The sequence below is a fragment of the Kitasatospora sp. NPDC048365 genome (genome assembly GCF_043200835.1).
GTDB lineage: Bacteria > Actinomycetota > Actinomycetes > Streptomycetales > Streptomycetaceae > Kitasatospora > Kitasatospora terrestris.
In genome coordinates this window covers 89,637-103,537 of the sequence record NZ_JBICYJ010000024.1, presented here as the reverse complement: position 1 = coordinate 103,537, position 13,901 = coordinate 89,637, and the positions used below count along the sequence as shown (strand labels likewise).

General features: G+C 73.7%; 14 protein-coding genes. 8 read left to right on the top strand and 6 right to left on the bottom strand.

Annotated features, from left to right (window positions below; translation table 11 throughout):
• Positions 1-55: 55 nt before the first annotated feature.
• The 3 genes from ACGFX4_RS24130 to ACGFX4_RS24120 all read right to left on the bottom strand — a co-directional run bounded on the left by ACGFX4_RS24130 (position 56) and on the right by ACGFX4_RS24120 (position 2,867).
• On the bottom strand, positions 56-1,474 hold the full coding sequence (locus ACGFX4_RS24130) for a sugar porter family MFS transporter (protein WP_393078051.1): 1,419 nt from the start codon (positions 1,472-1,474) through the stop codon (positions 56-58).
• 118 nt (positions 1,475-1,592) lie between these two features.
• The gene (locus tag ACGFX4_RS24125; protein ID WP_393077990.1) at positions 1,593-2,216 is read right to left on the bottom strand and encodes an FMN-binding negative transcriptional regulator; all 624 of its coding nucleotides are present in this window, start codon (positions 2,214-2,216) and stop codon (positions 1,593-1,595) included.
• 3 nt (positions 2,217-2,219) lie between these two features.
• Positions 2,220-2,867, bottom strand: a complete 648-nt coding sequence (locus ACGFX4_RS24120) for a pyridoxamine 5'-phosphate oxidase family protein (RefSeq protein WP_393077987.1) — start codon at positions 2,865-2,867, stop codon at positions 2,220-2,222.
• A gap of 35 nt (positions 2,868-2,902) precedes the next feature.
• On the opposite strand from ACGFX4_RS24120, the gene ACGFX4_RS24115 reads away from it, so the two are divergent.
• From ACGFX4_RS24115 to ACGFX4_RS24105, 3 genes are all read left to right on the top strand, one after another.
• A complete protein-coding gene (locus ACGFX4_RS24115) occupies positions 2,903-4,246 on the top strand; it encodes an aminotransferase class I/II-fold pyridoxal phosphate-dependent enzyme (protein ID WP_393077984.1) in 1,344 nt (447 codons plus the stop codon).
• Positions 4,247-4,388: 142 nt separating this feature from the next.
• The gene (locus ACGFX4_RS24110) at positions 4,389-4,706 is read left to right on the top strand and encodes a hypothetical protein (RefSeq protein ID WP_393077981.1); all 318 of its coding nucleotides are present in this window, start codon (positions 4,389-4,391) and stop codon (positions 4,704-4,706) included.
• Between the two features lie 175 nt (positions 4,707-4,881).
• On the top strand, positions 4,882-6,039 hold the full coding sequence (locus ACGFX4_RS24105; protein WP_393077978.1) for a GDSL-type esterase/lipase family protein: 1,158 nt from the start codon (positions 4,882-4,884) through the stop codon (positions 6,037-6,039).
• Between the two features lie 66 nt (positions 6,040-6,105).
• Here ACGFX4_RS24105 and ACGFX4_RS24100 read toward each other — a convergent pair whose 3' ends face one another.
• Entirely contained in the window at positions 6,106-7,464 is a 1,359-nt protein-coding gene (locus tag ACGFX4_RS24100; RefSeq protein WP_393077976.1) for an NAD(P)/FAD-dependent oxidoreductase, read from the bottom strand.
• A gap of 119 nt (positions 7,465-7,583) precedes the next feature.
• Between ACGFX4_RS24100 and ACGFX4_RS24095 the strand changes: the two genes are divergently transcribed.
• From ACGFX4_RS24095 to ACGFX4_RS24080, 4 genes are all read left to right on the top strand, one after another.
• Positions 7,584-8,339 carry a HipA family kinase gene (locus ACGFX4_RS24095; protein ID WP_345696070.1) on the top strand — a complete coding sequence of 252 codons (756 nt, stop codon included), beginning with the start codon at positions 7,584-7,586 and terminating at the stop codon, positions 8,337-8,339.
• Positions 8,339-8,764, top strand: coding sequence for a DUF3037 domain-containing protein (locus tag ACGFX4_RS24090; protein WP_393077972.1), 426 nt, complete (start codon positions 8,339-8,341; stop codon positions 8,762-8,764). The genes ACGFX4_RS24095 and ACGFX4_RS24090 overlap by 1 nt, the downstream gene beginning before the upstream one ends.
• Positions 8,765-8,838: 74 nt before the next feature.
• Positions 8,839-9,294, top strand: a complete 456-nt coding sequence (locus tag ACGFX4_RS24085; RefSeq protein ID WP_393077970.1) for a MarR family winged helix-turn-helix transcriptional regulator — start codon at positions 8,839-8,841, stop codon at positions 9,292-9,294.
• Positions 9,295-9,345: 51 nt separating this feature from the next.
• Entirely contained in the window at positions 9,346-10,260 is a 915-nt protein-coding gene (locus tag ACGFX4_RS24080; RefSeq protein WP_393077968.1) for a DUF2797 domain-containing protein, read from the top strand.
• 4 nt (positions 10,261-10,264) lie between these two features.
• Here the strand turns inward: ACGFX4_RS24080 and ACGFX4_RS24075 are convergent, their stop codons facing one another.
• On the bottom strand, positions 10,265-10,618 hold the full coding sequence (locus ACGFX4_RS24075; RefSeq protein WP_393077966.1) for a DUF6204 family protein: 354 nt from the start codon (positions 10,616-10,618) through the stop codon (positions 10,265-10,267).
• 117 nt (positions 10,619-10,735) lie between these two features.
• On the opposite strand from ACGFX4_RS24075, the gene purB reads away from it, so the two are divergent.
• On the top strand, positions 10,736-12,175 hold the full coding sequence (gene purB / locus ACGFX4_RS24070) for an adenylosuccinate lyase (RefSeq protein ID WP_393077964.1): 1,440 nt from the start codon (positions 10,736-10,738) through the stop codon (positions 12,173-12,175).
• 58 nt (positions 12,176-12,233) lie between these two features.
• Here the strand turns inward: purB and ACGFX4_RS24065 are convergent, their stop codons facing one another.
• Positions 12,234-13,865: an MFS transporter gene (locus ACGFX4_RS24065; protein ID WP_393077962.1), complete on the bottom strand. Its 1,632-nt coding sequence runs from the start codon at positions 13,863-13,865 to the stop codon at positions 12,234-12,236.
• Positions 13,866-13,901: the final 36 nt, after the last annotated feature.

Here is a 13,901-nt window from a genome sequence, read left to right as displayed (position 1 = left end):
GTCGGGGTCGGGCGGTGGCGGCCCGGTCAAGGCGATGCTAGAGCGTGACGGGCCGTCAGCCCATCTCTTCCAGGGCACGACCCTTGGTCTCCCTGATGCAGAACGCCACAAAGGGGATGGACAGGAGCGCGAAGCCCGCGTAGATCGCGTAGGTGGCGGAGAGGTTCCAGTCGGAGAGGTTGGGGAAGCTGACGGTGATCGCCCAGTTGGCGATCCACTGGGCGGAGGCGGCGACGGACAGGGCGAGCGCCCGGATGTGGTTGGGGAACATCTCGCCGAGCAGCACCCAGACCACCACGCCCCAGGAGAAGGCGAAGCAGAAGACGAAGACGTGCGCGGCGACCAGCGCGACGGTGGCGTAGGCGTCGTCGAGGGTGGCGGTGTCGCCGGTGCCCTGCCGGAAGGAGAAGGCCCAGGCGGCGACGCCGAGGGCGACCGCCATGCCGGCCGAGCCGGCCAGGGCGAGCGGCTTGCGGCCGATCCGGTCGACCAGGGCCATCGCGACCACGGTGCCGATCACGTTGATGATCGAGGTGGAGAGGCTGATCAGCAGCGAGTTGGACTCGTCGATGCCGACCGACTGCCACAGGAAGGACGAGTAGTAGAAGATCACGTTGATGCCGACGAACTGCTGGAACACCGAGGCGCCGATGCCCACCCAGACGATCGGCAGCAGCCCGAAGCGGCCGCCGAGCAGGTCCTTCGCGCGCGGCTTGTGCGAGGTGTCGAGGACGGCGCGGATCTCGGCGATCCGGGCGTCCAGGTCGACGTCGGGGCCCTCGACCTCGGACAGCACCTCGCGGGCCTGCGCGTCCCGGCCGTCGGCGATCAGGTAGCGCGGCGACTCCGGGATGGCGAGCGCCATCAGCCCGTACACCAGGGCCGGGACGGCCTCCACGCCGAGCATCCACTGCCAGGCCTGGACGCCGCCCAGGTGGTTGGTGGACTCGCCGCCGGCCGCCTGGTTGAGCGCCCAGTTGGCCAGCTGCGAGACGGTGATGCCGAGCACGATGGCCAGCTGCTGGAAGGAGGCGAGCCGGCCCCGGTACGCGGTCGGGGCGACCTCGGCGATGTAGGTGGGGGCGATCACCGAGGCGATGCCGATCGCGATGCCGCCGACCACCCGCCAGAAGCCGAGCACCTCGATGGTGGGCGGGAACATCGAGCCGACGCCGCTGATCGCGAACAGCACCGCGGCCAGCAGCATGGTCCGCACCCGGCCGAGGTGGTCGGCGAGCCGGCCGGCGATCACCGCGCCGGCCGCCGAGCCGAGCAGCGCGATGGCGACCACGAACGCGGTCTCCCCGTTGCCGACCCCGAAGTGCTCCTGGATGCCGGTCACCGCGCCGTTGATCACCGCGCTGTCGTAGCCGAAGAGGAAGCCGCCCATCGCGGCGGCCGCCGAGATGAAGACGACGTGGCCGAGGTGCTCCTGCGCGGCCGGCGCGGCGGCGGGGGACGGTGAGGAGGACAGCGGGTGCTCCCGGGAGGACGGCGGCCCACCTGCGCGGCCGGGCGGACGGAGATCACCTCACATTCCATCAGCAGACCGGACGAACCGGGGCGATCCGCCACGCCGGGCCGACGATTCGTCAGTCGATCGGACAACCCGCCGCCCGGGCCGCGTTGCGCCGCATCACCTGGGCCCTGACGGCGGCGTCCAGGCCCTGCCCTCGCTCGGCCAGCCGTTCGGCGATCGCGGCCTGCTGCTCGGGGGTCTTCTTGTCGTCGTACTTGAACTTCGCCCGCACCCGGTGAACGGTCAGCCGCAGCCCGCGCAGGCCGGTCAGCAGCGGGCCGTACGGCTCGGCGCCGGGTTCCACCCGGTCCTCGGGGTGCTCGGGCTGGAAGTGCGCGAGCTGCCGGTTGAGGATCTCCGCCTTGCCGGCCGCGTCCTCGACCACCTCGGCGGTGCAGGAGAACTGCACCGAGGCGTAGTGGCTGGTGGGCACGCCGCCGCGCCAGGGCCCGGGGATGAAGGCGTAGTCGTCGGTGACCGCCAGGGTGACCCGCGGGTCGGCGCGTACCGCGGCCAGCAGCGGATTGGGTGCGGCCAGGTGGAGCAGGACCTCGCCGCGGTCCGGGTCCAGCAGGAAGTGGGTGGGGACCAGTACCGGGCCGTCCGGCCCGTTGGCGGCGAGGGTGCCGAAGTCGCGCCCGGCCATGAACGCGCGCCACTCGGCCTCCGAGCCCCGGTCCCAGCCGCGGACGAGCACCGGTCAGCCCTCCAGGTAGGCGGGCAGCGGGACGGTGGTGTGCGGGGAGGCCTGCGGCGCGCCGTACGCGGGGGCGACCGGGACGACGCCGGCCCAGTACGGCAGGTCGAGGTCGTCCTCGTCGTCGTTGACGCCGCCGGTGCGGGACTTGGCGGACACCTCGTCCAGTTCCAGCCGGATCACCCGGGTCGCCGCGCGCTCCTTGGCGTTGGCGGGGCGGGTGTCGCCGGAGCGGCCTCGGACGGCCTGGTCGACCAGGGCGTTCAGCGCGAGCGTCAGCTCGTCCGGGTCGGTGACCTGGTACGCGGTGCCGTGCGCCACCACCGAGCGGTAGTTGACGGAGTGGTGGAAGGCGGACTTGGCCAGCACCAGGCCGTCCAGGTGGGTCACCGTGACGCAGACCTGCAGGCCCTCGTCGTCGGCGGCGCCGCGCATCGGGCGGCTGCCGGTGGAGCCGTGCAGGTAGAGCGCCTCGCCGACCCGGGCGTAGATGGTGGGCAGGACGACCGGCGCGCCGTCGGCGACGAACCCGAGGTGGCAGAGGTAGCCGGCGTCGAGAATGGCGTTGACCGCGTCCTTGTCCCAGCTGGCGCGCTCCTTGGAGCGGGTGGGCGTGGTGCGGTCGTTGCGGGTGTAGGTGGCGGTCGACATGGCATCCCCCTCTGCACTAGTGCATAATTGGCTTTGTGCTAGGAGAATATCGGATCACTGGTCGGCGCGCCAACGAGATCGCCGCCGACATCGAACGCGCGGTCGGCGCCGGCGAGCTGGAACCCGGCACCGCGCTGCCACCGCTGCGCGACCTGGCGACCGAGCTGGGCGTCAACCCCAACACCGTCGCCGCCGCCTACCGGCTGCTGCGCGAACGCGGCGTCATCGAGACCGCCGGCCGCCGCGGCAGCCGGATCCGGCCCCGCCCCGCCACCACCCCGCGCGACGAGGTCCGCATCCCCGTCCCGCCCGGCGCCCGCGACCTCTCCCAGGGCAACCCCGACCCGGCCCTGCTGCCCCCGCTCGGCCCCGCCCTGGCCGTCGCCGCGGCCGGCGAGACCGTGCTCTACGGCCACCCCGCCGCCGACCCCGAACTGCTCGCCCTGGCCCGCGCCGCGTTCCGCGCCGACGGCGTCCCCGACGGCGCGCTCGCGGTCTGCTCCGGCGCCCTCGACACCATGGGCCGGGTGCTCTCCGTCTCGCTGCGCCCCGGCGACCTGGTCGCCGTCGAGGACCCGGGCTGGGGCAGCGTCCTCGACCTGCTGCCCGCCCTCGGCCTGCGCACCGCCCCCGTCGGCGTCGACGACCAGGGCCCGCTGCCCGGCGCCGTCGCCGCCGCGCTGGAGGCCGGCGCCCGCGCCCTGATCGTCACCAGCCGGGCGCAGAACCCGACCGGCGCCGCGCTCACCCCGCACCGCGCCGCCGCGCTGCGCGCCGTCCTCGCCGCCCACCCGGACACCCTGCTGATCGACGACGACCATGGCCACGGCATGGTCGACCAGCCCTTCCAGCCGCTGGCCGCCGGCCCCGACGGCGCCGCCACCGTCCGGCGCTGGGTGCTGGTCCGCTCCTTCGCCAAGGCCTACGGCCCCGACGTGCGGGTCGCGGTCGCGATCGGAGACGAGGAGACCGTCGGGCGGGTGCTCGGCCGCCAGCGGCTGGACGCCGGCTGGGTCAGCCACCTGCTCCAGCGCGCCGTCGTCCAGCTCTGGCGGTCCGGCGCCGCGCCGGTCGCCGAGGTCGCCGCCGCCTACCGGGCCCGCCGGGACGCCCTGCTCACCGCGCTCGCCGCCCGCGGCGTGACCGCGCACGGCGAGAGCGGCCTGAACGTCTGGCTCCCGGTCGCCGACGAGACCGCGGTCACCGCCGCCCTGGTCCAGCGCGGCTGGGTCGCCGCCCCCGGCGCCCGCTTCCGCCTCCAGTCGCCCCCCGGCATCCGCCTCTCCGTCGCCACCCTCCACCCCGGCGAGGCCCCCGCCCTCGCCGCCGACGTCGCCGCCGTCCTCGGCCCCCAGGGGGGAACATCGCGCCTGGTGTGAGCAGTCGGCGGAACGCTGTGTCACCACGAACGGGCCTTGATTACCAAGGGTGTTGGGGGGACTCCCAGCAGCTGACGCGGTGCTTCGTCGGGGTCAGTCTGGAGGGGAGGGGGGCCGTTCCGAAGCAACTCGGGGACTCGCCATGAACAACCCGAACCATCCCGACTGGACCCTCACCGAGGAGCGGCCGGCGCAGCCGCCGGAGCGGAAGAAGCGCCGGGTCTTCTGGTGGGTCTTCCTGGCGATCCAGCTCCTCTTCCTCGCCTGGGTCATGGCGGGCTGCGCGTCCTCCGCTGGCACCCCGACCGACTGCGAGTCGCTCGACCCGGCGACGTGCAACGACGTGGAGAGCGTCGGCACGGCGATCGGCGTGGGCGTGGTCATCGCGCTCTGGGTGGCCGTGGACGTCATCGTCGGCGCCACCTACGCGGTCTACCGGTTCACCCGGCGCGAACGCTGATCGAACTCGGCGGTAACACAGGGAGAAGGGTGGTGACGCTGCGAATTAGGCGTGTGAGATACCTAGCGGTAACAACCGTGCGCATGTCACATTCTTCGCGCCACCGGCCGGCGGCATCACCCTCACCAGTGCCTCGCGTGCCCACACGCGCGGGGCCGTTCGCAGGAGTTCCGCCGTGCCCAAGAGCCGACGCACAACACCGAGAACACTCGCCCTGCTCACCGCAGCGGCGCTCACCCTGCCCGCGTACGCCCTCGCCACTCCCGCCGTCGCCTCCTCCGGGAGCGGGACGACCGCGACCGTCTCCATGGGCGACAGCTACATCTCCGGCGAGGCCGGGCGTTGGAAGGGCAACAGCGACACCACCAGCGGCAGCCGGGACGGCACCGACCGCGCCTGGACGGGCAGCGGCTACGACGGCAGCAGGGTCTACGGGACCACGTTCGCGAGCGGGTGCGACCGCTCGGACGTGTCCGAGGTCCGCAGCGCGCCGACCGTCAACCAGGCGCAGATCAACCTGGCCTGCTCCGGCGCCGTCTCCCAGAACGTCTTCCGCGCCGCCAGCGGCGGCCAGTCGTTCAAGGGCGAGGCCCCGCAGGCGGACCAGCTCGCCTCGGTCGCCGCGAACTACGACGTCAAGCTGATCACCCTCTCGATCGGCGGCAACGACCTGGGCTTCTCCGACGTGATCTCCACCTGCGTGCAGGACTACATGGTCTGGTGGTCGTACTGCAACGACGACCAGCAGGCCGCGGTGGACGGCAAGATGGCCGGGGCGATGGCCGGGGTCGGCAAGTCGATCGACGAGATCCGCGCGGTGATGGCGAACGCCGGGTACGCGTCCGGCAGTTACCGCATCGTGCTGCAGTCCTACCCGTCGCCGATCCCGCGCACCGCGGAGAACCGCTACCCGGAGAGCGGCTGGTCGCGCACCAACACCGGCGGCTGCCCGTTCTGGAACCAGGACGCCGACTGGGCGCGCGACTCGCTCGTCCCGCAGATCTCCAATGCGCTGGCCGGCGTCGCCGCCGCGAAGGGCGTGCAGTTCCTCGACCTGCGGGACATGCTGCAGGGCCGCGAGGTCTGCTCCAAGTCGACCCGCCTGGCGACCCCGACCACCGCGCCGTCGGCGACCACCAGCGAGTGGGCCCGGTTCCTGGACTACGGCACCACCGTCCAGGGCGCCACGCAGGAGTCGTTCCACCCGAACTACTACGGCCAGCTGGCGCTCGGCCGCTGCCTGACCCTGGTGAACGCCAAGACCTCGGGCAACTGGGCCTGCCGCAACACCGCCGGGCAGGACGCCACCGGGATGTACCTGACCGCCAAGTAGCGGGCGGCACACGGCGCTCCCGCCCCGACCCGGGCGGGAGCGCCGCGCGCGCCGCGGTGCGGCGGGTCAGCCCTTGGCGAGCAGCGCCTGGGCGTGCTCGCGGACCTGGTCCTTGGTGAGGTACACGTCCGTGTACTCGAAGTCGCGCAGCCGGGCGGGCTGGCGGGCCAGGAAGCCGGTGCGGACGAAGTCGTCGCCGGCGGTCGCGTTGAGCAGCCAGTTGGCGGCCGTCCGGTACTTGGCGGCGTTGGTCCGCATCGCCATCACGTGGTAGCCGCGGGCCACCAACTGGGCGGGGACACCGTGCAGTTCGATGCCGACCGGCTTGGAGACCGCGTCCTTGCCGCCGAGGTCGACGACCAGGCCGAGGTCCTTGTGGAAGTACGGCTGCAGCGGCTGGCCGCGCAGCGCGGCGACCAGGTTGTCGGCGACCGCCTTGCCCTGCCGGGCGGAGTGCTGGGCGGTGGGCGGGCAGACCGCGCCGTCGCCCTTGGCGAGGTCCGGGACGGCGGCCGCGTCGCCGAGCGCGAAGACGCCCTCGAACTGCGGCACCCGCATCTCCGCGGTGACCGCGATCCGGCCGCGCACCGTCTCCGCGTCCAGGGTGCCGATCAGCGGGCTGGCCGCGACGCCGGCGGTCCAGATCAGGGTGCGGCAGGGGAGGGTCCGTCCGTCGGTGAACTTGACGCTCTCCGCGCCGACTTCGGCGACCGAGGTGCCGAGCGAGACGTCCACGCCGCGGGACCGGAGGATCTTCATCGCGGTGTCGCCGAGCTTGTCGCCGAGTTCCGGCATCAGCTTCGGGGCGATGTCGATCAGGTGCCACTTGATCTGCCGGGCGTCGAGGCGCGGGTAGCGGCGGGCGGCGGCGGTGGTCAGCCGCTGCAGGCAGGCCGCCGTCTCGGTGCCCGCGTAGCCGCCGCCGACCACCACGAACTGCAGCCGCGACTCGCGCTCGCGCTCGTCCATCGACGTGGACGCCAGGTCGAGTTGGGCGATCACGTGGTCGCGGATGTAGGTCGCCTCGGCGAGTGTCTTCATGCCGCGCGCGTAGTCCGGCAGGCCGGGGATGTCGAAGGTGCGGGTCACGCTGCCCGGGGCGAGCACCAGGTAGTCGTACCGCTCGGCGGTCACCTCGTCGGTGATCTTCCGGACCACGGCGACCTTGGAGCGCGGGTCGATGCCGATCGCGCCGCCGGGCACGATGTGGGTGCGGCGCAGCGACCGGCGCAGCGAGATCGCCACCGACTGGGGGGTGAGCACTCCGGCCGCGACGTGCGGCAGCAGGGGGAGGTAGAGCTGGTAGCTGAATGGCGTGACCAGCGAGATCTCCGCCTCCGCGGGCGCGAGCTTGCGCTCGAGCCGGCGGGCGCACTCCAGGCCGGCGAAGCCGCCGCCGACGATCAGGATCCGAGGTCGCTCCATCGTTCATCCCCTACCGTGGATGGTCCGTGCCGTGTCAGGACACGTGTCAGGACAACTGCTCGCCACACTCGCACGGCCCAAGCACGGTTGCCACCGGAGGGGCCCGATAGGCTTTCCGGATGCTCCCCGAGGTGACGGCGGTCCGGTACGTGACGCCACTGCGTGAAGGCGGCTCCATGCCGGGCCTGGTCGAGGCCGGCGACCGGCGGCTGTACGTGCTCAAGTGGTGCGGTGCCGCGCAGGGCCGCAAGGCGCTGGTCGCCGAGGTGCTGGCCGGTGAGCTCGGACGCGGTCTCGGGCTGCCGGTGCCGGAGCTGGCGCTGCTCGACCTGGACCCGGTGCTGGCACGCAGCGAGCCCGAGCAGCAGATCCAGGAGCAGATGCGGGCCAGCGGCGGCGCCAACCTCGGCATGGCGTTCGTCGGCGGGGCGCTCAACTTCGACCCGCTGTGCTTCGAGGTGGACCGCGAACTGGCCGCGCGGGTGCTGTGGTTCGACGCGCTGATCGGCAACGTGGACCGGTCCTGGCGCAACCCCAACCTGCTGGTCGCGGCGGGCGGGCTGCGGCTGATCGACCACGGCGCCAGCCTGATCTTCCATCACCACTGGGCGGGCGCGGCGGGCTGGACCCGCAAGCCGTACGACGCCTCGGACCACGCGCTGGCCCGGGCGGTCGACGACCTGAAGGCGGCCGACGAGGAGCTGGCGCCGCTGGTGCCGGAGGCGCTGGCGAGGGCGGTGGCGGCGATCCCCGAGGTGTGGCTGGTGGACGAGCCGGGCTTCGAGGCGCCCGACGCGGTGCGCGAGGCGTACACCGCGCAGCTGACGGCCCGGCTGGCGGGCCCGCGCGACTGGCTCCCGGAGGTGGGCGGCTGATGGACACCACGGCGAAGGACGGCACGGCGACGGACGGCGGGTCCGGGGAGCCGCACGACTACGAGTACGCGGTGATCCGGGCGGTGCCCCGGGTCGAGCGCGGGGAGTGCGTCAACATCGGGGTGCTGCTGTACTGCCGCTACACCGGGTACCTGGGCGCCCGGACCCACCTGGACCAGGCGCGGCTGCTGGCGCTCGACCCGGTGGTCGACGTCGCCGGGGTGCGGCGGGCGCTGCACGGCATCGAGGCGGTCTGCGCGGGCGGCGAGGCCGCCGGGCCGGCCGCGCAGGACGGCGCGGGGCAGCGCTTCCGCTGGCTGACCGCGCCGCGCAGCGCGGTGGTGCAGCCCGGGCCGGTGCACACCGGGCTCACCGCGGACCCGGAGGGGGAGCTGCGGCACCTCTTCGACCAGTTGGTGCTGTGAGGGTCCGGTGCGGGTGAGGTAGTTGCCGGGGTCAACACTGGAGGCACTGAACCATTGGGCGTAACCTGGACGTCATGGGCACCACAGGGATCGGCACCGCGCCGACGACCGCCGAGCTGATGGAGACGGTCGCCGCCGTCGGTACCGCGTACTTCCAGGACTTCGCCGCCGCCGCGGCCAAGCACGGGCTGAACTCCTCGCAGGCCAAGGCGCTCAAGTCGGTGCTGGAGCCGGTCCCGATGCGGGCGCTGGCCGGGCGGCTGGGCTGTGACGCGTCGAACGTGACCGGCATCGTGGACCGGCTGGAGGCGCTCGGCCTCGCCCACCGCGAGGCGGCCGCCGCCGACCGCCGGGTCAAGATCGTCACCATCACCGACGAGGGCCGGAGCGTGCTGGAGCGGATCCGCCTCGACATGACCCGCGCCCAGGCCGCCTTCGACAGCCTCGACGAGCCGCAGCGGATCATGCTCGACCGGCTCTGCCGGCAGGTCCTGCCGCTGCTCGCGGTTCAGGACCGCACCACCCCGTAGCCCCGCCTCCGCTGTCGGTGCCCCCGGATAGGGTCGGCGGACGGAGGTGGTGTGCGGGTGTGGACGGTCACCGGGCTGCGGTGGGTCGACGGCCAGGCGTTCCTCGCGGCCGGTGACGGGCGGCGCGAGCACGTCCGGGCGCTGAGCGCCGGGCTGCGGGTCGGCTGGCGGATCGGCGGCCCGCGGCGGTGCGTCGGCGTGTGGAGCGCCGGCCGGCAGCGCCCCTGCCCGTACGGCGAGAGCGTCGCCGCGGAGGCCAAGAACGCGCAGTGCCCGACCTGCCAGAGCGCCGACCGGGGCCTGGCGCTGGCCCGCGACCAGATCTTCGACGACGGGCGGACGTACCGGCTCTACCTGGCGTGGTTCGGCGAGGGTCTGCGCAAGGTCGGCCTGACGGCCGAGGAGCGCGGCACCGCCCGGCTGCAGGAGCAGGCCGCGCTGGCGTACACCTTCGTCGGGCGCGGCCGGCTGCCGGCCGTCCGGCGGGCCGAGCTCACCGTCGCGCAGGCCGGGCTGGCGCGCGAGCGGATCCCGTCCGCGCTCAAGGGCGCCGCCTGGTGGTCGCCGGCCGAGGAGGCGGAGCGGCGGGCGCAGATCGTCGCGCTGCGCGCCGAGGTGCTGCGGCTGCTCGACGGCCACGGCCTGGAGCTGCTGGCGGACGGCCCGGTCGTCGACCAGGTGGCGATGTACGGCCTCACCGGCGGGGTGCCGGATGCGTACGGCGAGGTGAAGGTGCTGGCGGACGGCGCGGTGCTGGCCGGGGCGCTGCGCCCGGCGATCGGCGGGCACCTGTTCGTCGATCCGCTCGACGGCGGCGACGGGGAGAGCGGCGGGCCGCTGCTGCTGGACAGCCGGCTGCTCACCGGGTGGGCGGTGAGCGCCGTCCCCGCGCAGCGCTGCGCGGGGATCGAACCGGTGCCGCGGGCCCGCCCGGTGGCGGAGGCGGAGCAGGACTCGCTGTTCTAGCGGCCTAGTTGCCGCCGCGCTCGCGCTTCTGGCGGGCGCCGAGCGGGGCCAGGGAGAGGTCCTGGGCGGTGGAGCGCAGGTTCTTGTACCCGTAGCCGCGGTCGGTCAGCCACAGCTCCGCGGCGGTCTCGGCGCGGACGGTCGCCGCCGCGATGTCCTCCTCCCGCTCGCCGTGCTCCAGCACGCGGAAGGTGAAGAACGGCCGGGCGGCCAGGTCGTAGCTGAGGTGGCCCTCCTCGGTGAACGCGGCGGTGAGCACGTCGTGCTCGGCGGCCTCGGCGAGCAGCTCGGCGCGCTGCCCGTCGGTGAGGGCGTCGAAGGAGCCGCGGACGAGGATGCGGAAGGTGCGCTGGGTCATGCGCCCGACGGTAGCCCGCGGGCCGGGGTGCCGCGTACCGGTTTTCCGCGACCGGCCCGCGCACCCGATCTTCACCGGGCGGCCTCGCGGAGTTCTGCCTGACCTCGACTGTTAGGCTTGCGAAGCGTGAGCGCGAAGCCCAAGATCCCCAATGTCCTGGCCTCCCGGTACGCCTCGGCGACCCTGGCCCAGCTGTGGTCCCCCGAGCACAAGGTGGTCCTGGAGCGCCACCTGTGGCTCGCCGTCCTGAAGGCGCAGAAGGACCTCGGCATCGAGGTTCCGGCCGACGCGGTCGCCGACTACGAGCGCGTGATCGACCAGGTCGACCTGGAGTCGATCGCCGCCCGTGAGCGGATCACCCGCCACGACGTGAAGGCCCGCATCGAGGAGTTCAGCGACCTCGCCGGCCACGAGCAGATCCACAAGGGCATGACGTCCCGGGACCTCACCGAGAACGTCGAGCAGCTGCAGGTGCGCCAGTCGCTGGAGCACGTCCGCGACCGCACCGTCGCCGTGCTGGTGCGCCTGGGCCGGCTCTCCGCGCAGTACTCCGAGCAGGTCATGGCCGGCCGCTCGCACAACGTCGCCGCCCAGGCCACCACCCTCGGCAAGCGCTTCGCCACCGTCGCGGACGAGGTGCTGGTCGCCTTCCGCCGCCTCGAGGAGCTGATCGCCCGGTACCCGCTGCGCGGCATCAAGGGCCCGGTCGGCACCGCCCAGGACATGCTCGACCTGCTCGGCGGCGACGCCGGGAAGCTCGCCGACCTGGAGCAGCGGGTCGCCGGCCACCTCGGCTTCGACAACGTCCTCGTCAGCGTCGGCCAGGTCTACCCGCGCTCGCTCGACTTCGAGGTGGTCAGCGCCCTGGTGCAGCTGTCCGCCGGCCCGTCCAGCCTGGCCAAGACCATCCGCCTGATGGCCGGCCACGAGCTGGTCACCGAGGGCTTCAAGGAGGGCCAGGTCGGCTCCTCCGCGATGCCGCACAAGATGAACACCCGGTCCTGCGAGCGGGTCAACGGCCTCGCCGTCATCCTGCGCGGCTACGCGTCGATGACCGCCGAGCTCGGCGGCGACCAGTGGAACGAGGGCGACGTCTCCTGCTCCGTGGTCCGCCGGGTCGCGCTGCCGGACGCGTTCTTCGCCTTCGACGGCCTGCTGGAGACCTTCCTGACCGTGCTCGACGAGTTCGGCGCGTTCCCCGCCGTCATCGAGGCGGAGCTGGACCGGTACCTGCCGTTCCTCGCCACCACCAAGGTGCTGATGGGCGCGGTGCGGGCCGGCGTCGGCCGCGAGACCGCGCACGAGGTCATCAAGGAGCACGCGGTCGCCTCCGCGCTCGCCATGCGCCAGGGCGCCCGGGAGAACGCACTGCTCGGCCGCCTCGCCGAGGACGAGCGGATCCCGCTCGACCGGGCCGCGCTCGACGCGCTGCTCGCCGACCGGCTCTCCTTCACCGGCGCGGCCGGCGCCCAGGTCGCCGAGATCGTCCGCCGGATCGAGGCCGTCGCCGACGCCTACCCGGCGGCCGCCAAGTACGCCCCCGGCGACATCCTCTAGCTCCACCCCCACCGACAGGGGCGCGCGGGATCCCGCGCGCCCCTGCCGTGTTTCCCGTCTACCGGGTGTCGTGCTGCCCGGGCTGTTCCTCGGGGGCGGGGTGGCAGGTCGGGCATTCGTGACCGGGGTCCAGGGGCGGGGTGGTGGGGGCCGCGTGCCAGTCGCAGTCGGGTTCGGCGAGGGGCTCGGTGTGGTCGAGGACGTTGCCGTGGACGGTGGCGACGGCGATCAGGCCGCCGCCGGCGAGCAGGGCGGCGCAGATGAGCATCGCGGTGTGGAAGGCGTCGTCGACCTCGGCCGGGACGCGGTAGGCGTCGCCGGTGAGGCCGGCCAGGGCCGGGAGGGCCGCCACGGCGAGCAGGCCGGCGGCGCGGGCCGCGGCGTTGTTGACGCCGCTGGCGATGCCGGCGTGCCGGACCTCGACGGCGGCGAGCACGGTGGCGGTGAGCGGGGCGACCAGCAGCGTCATGCCGCAGCCCAGCACGACCACGGCGGGCAGCACGTCCGTCCAGTACGAGGCGGTCGGGCCGATCCGCAGCATCAGCAGTACGCCCACCGCGCAGATCATCGGACCGAGGGTGAGCGGCAGCCGCGGGCCGATCGCCCGGCCGAGTTTCCCGGCGCGGCTGGAGAACGCCAGCATCAGGAGGGTGATCGGGATCAGGGCGACGCCCGCCGTCAGCGGGCTGAAGCCGGAGACGATCTGCAGTTGGACGGTCAGCAGCAGGAAGATGCCGCTGAACGCCGCGTACACGCACAGCGTCACCAGGTTGATCGCGGTGAACAGGCGGGAGCGGAACAGCTCCAGCGGCAGCATCGGGTTGGCCGAGCGGCGCTCGACCAGGACGAACCCGACCGCGCAGAGGACGCCCGCCACGCCGGTGACCGGGGCGAGGACGCTGCCCGGTTCGGTGAGGGTGTAGGTCACCCCGGCGAGGGCGAGGGCGGCGAGCACCGCGCCCGGGACGTCGAAGCGGCCGGTGGCCTCGGGGTCGCGGGTCTCCGGGACGTGCCGGGCGGTGACGACGACGACCACGGCGGCGAGCGGCACGTTCAGCAGGAAGATCCACCGCCAGCCGGGCCCGTCGACCAACCAGCCGCCCAGGAACGGCCCGATCGCCGCCGCCACCCCGCCCAGCCCCGACCAGGCGCCCACCGCGCCGGCCCGGTCGTCCGGATGGAACACGGCCTGCAGCATCGCCAGCGAACCCGGCGTCAGCAGTGCCCCGCCGATGCCCTGCAGCGCCCGCGCCGCCACCAGCACCCCGACGGAGGGCGCGGCCGCGCAGGCCGCCGACGCGACGGCGAACCAGCACACCCCGATCAGGAACACCCGGCGCCGCCCGTACCGGTCGCCGAGCGAACCGCCGAGCAGGATCAGCGCCGCCAGGGTCAGCAGGTAGGCGTTGACCGTCCACTGCAGGTCGGCGAGCGAGGCGCCGAGGTCCTCGCCGATCCGGGGCAGGGCGACGTTGACCACCGTCCCGTCCAGCATCGCCATGCCCGAGCCGAGCACGGTGGCCAGCACCACCCACCGGCCGGGCGCCGTCCCCAGCCGGATGCCGCCGGCCCTGCCCGCGTCCACCGTCGCGTCCACCCCCCGATCGTCCGCCCGCGGCGCGCCGAATGCCAGCGGCCGTGCCGGACCCCGGGCGAGCCGCGGCGACCGGGGACGGCAGAATTGATCCATGGCCGCACCCCACCCCGACATCAGCAGCCGTGACGT

Coding starts and splice junctions, on each gene's coding strand:
- ACGFX4_RS24075 (WP_393077966.1), bottom strand. CDS start 10,618: ATGACCCAGCGCACCTTCCGCATCCTCGTCCGCGGCTCCTTCGACGCC.
- ACGFX4_RS24085 (WP_393077970.1), top strand. CDS start 8,839: ATGGGCACCACAGGGATCGGCACCGCGCCGACGACCGCCGAGCTGATG.
- ACGFX4_RS24095 (WP_345696070.1), top strand. CDS start 7,584: ATGCTCCCCGAGGTGACGGCGGTCCGGTACGTGACGCCACTGCGTGAA.
- ACGFX4_RS24090 (WP_393077972.1), top strand. CDS start 8,339: ATGGACACCACGGCGAAGGACGGCACGGCGACGGACGGCGGGTCCGGG.
- ACGFX4_RS24110 (WP_393077981.1), top strand. CDS start 4,389: ATGAACAACCCGAACCATCCCGACTGGACCCTCACCGAGGAGCGGCCG.
- ACGFX4_RS24065 (WP_393077962.1), bottom strand. CDS start 13,865: ATGGATCAATTCTGCCGTCCCCGGTCGCCGCGGCTCGCCCGGGGTCCG.
- ACGFX4_RS24100 (WP_393077976.1), bottom strand. CDS start 7,464: ATGGAGCGACCTCGGATCCTGATCGTCGGCGGCGGCTTCGCCGGCCTG.
- ACGFX4_RS24120 (WP_393077987.1), bottom strand. CDS start 2,867: ATGTCGACCGCCACCTACACCCGCAACGACCGCACCACGCCCACCCGC.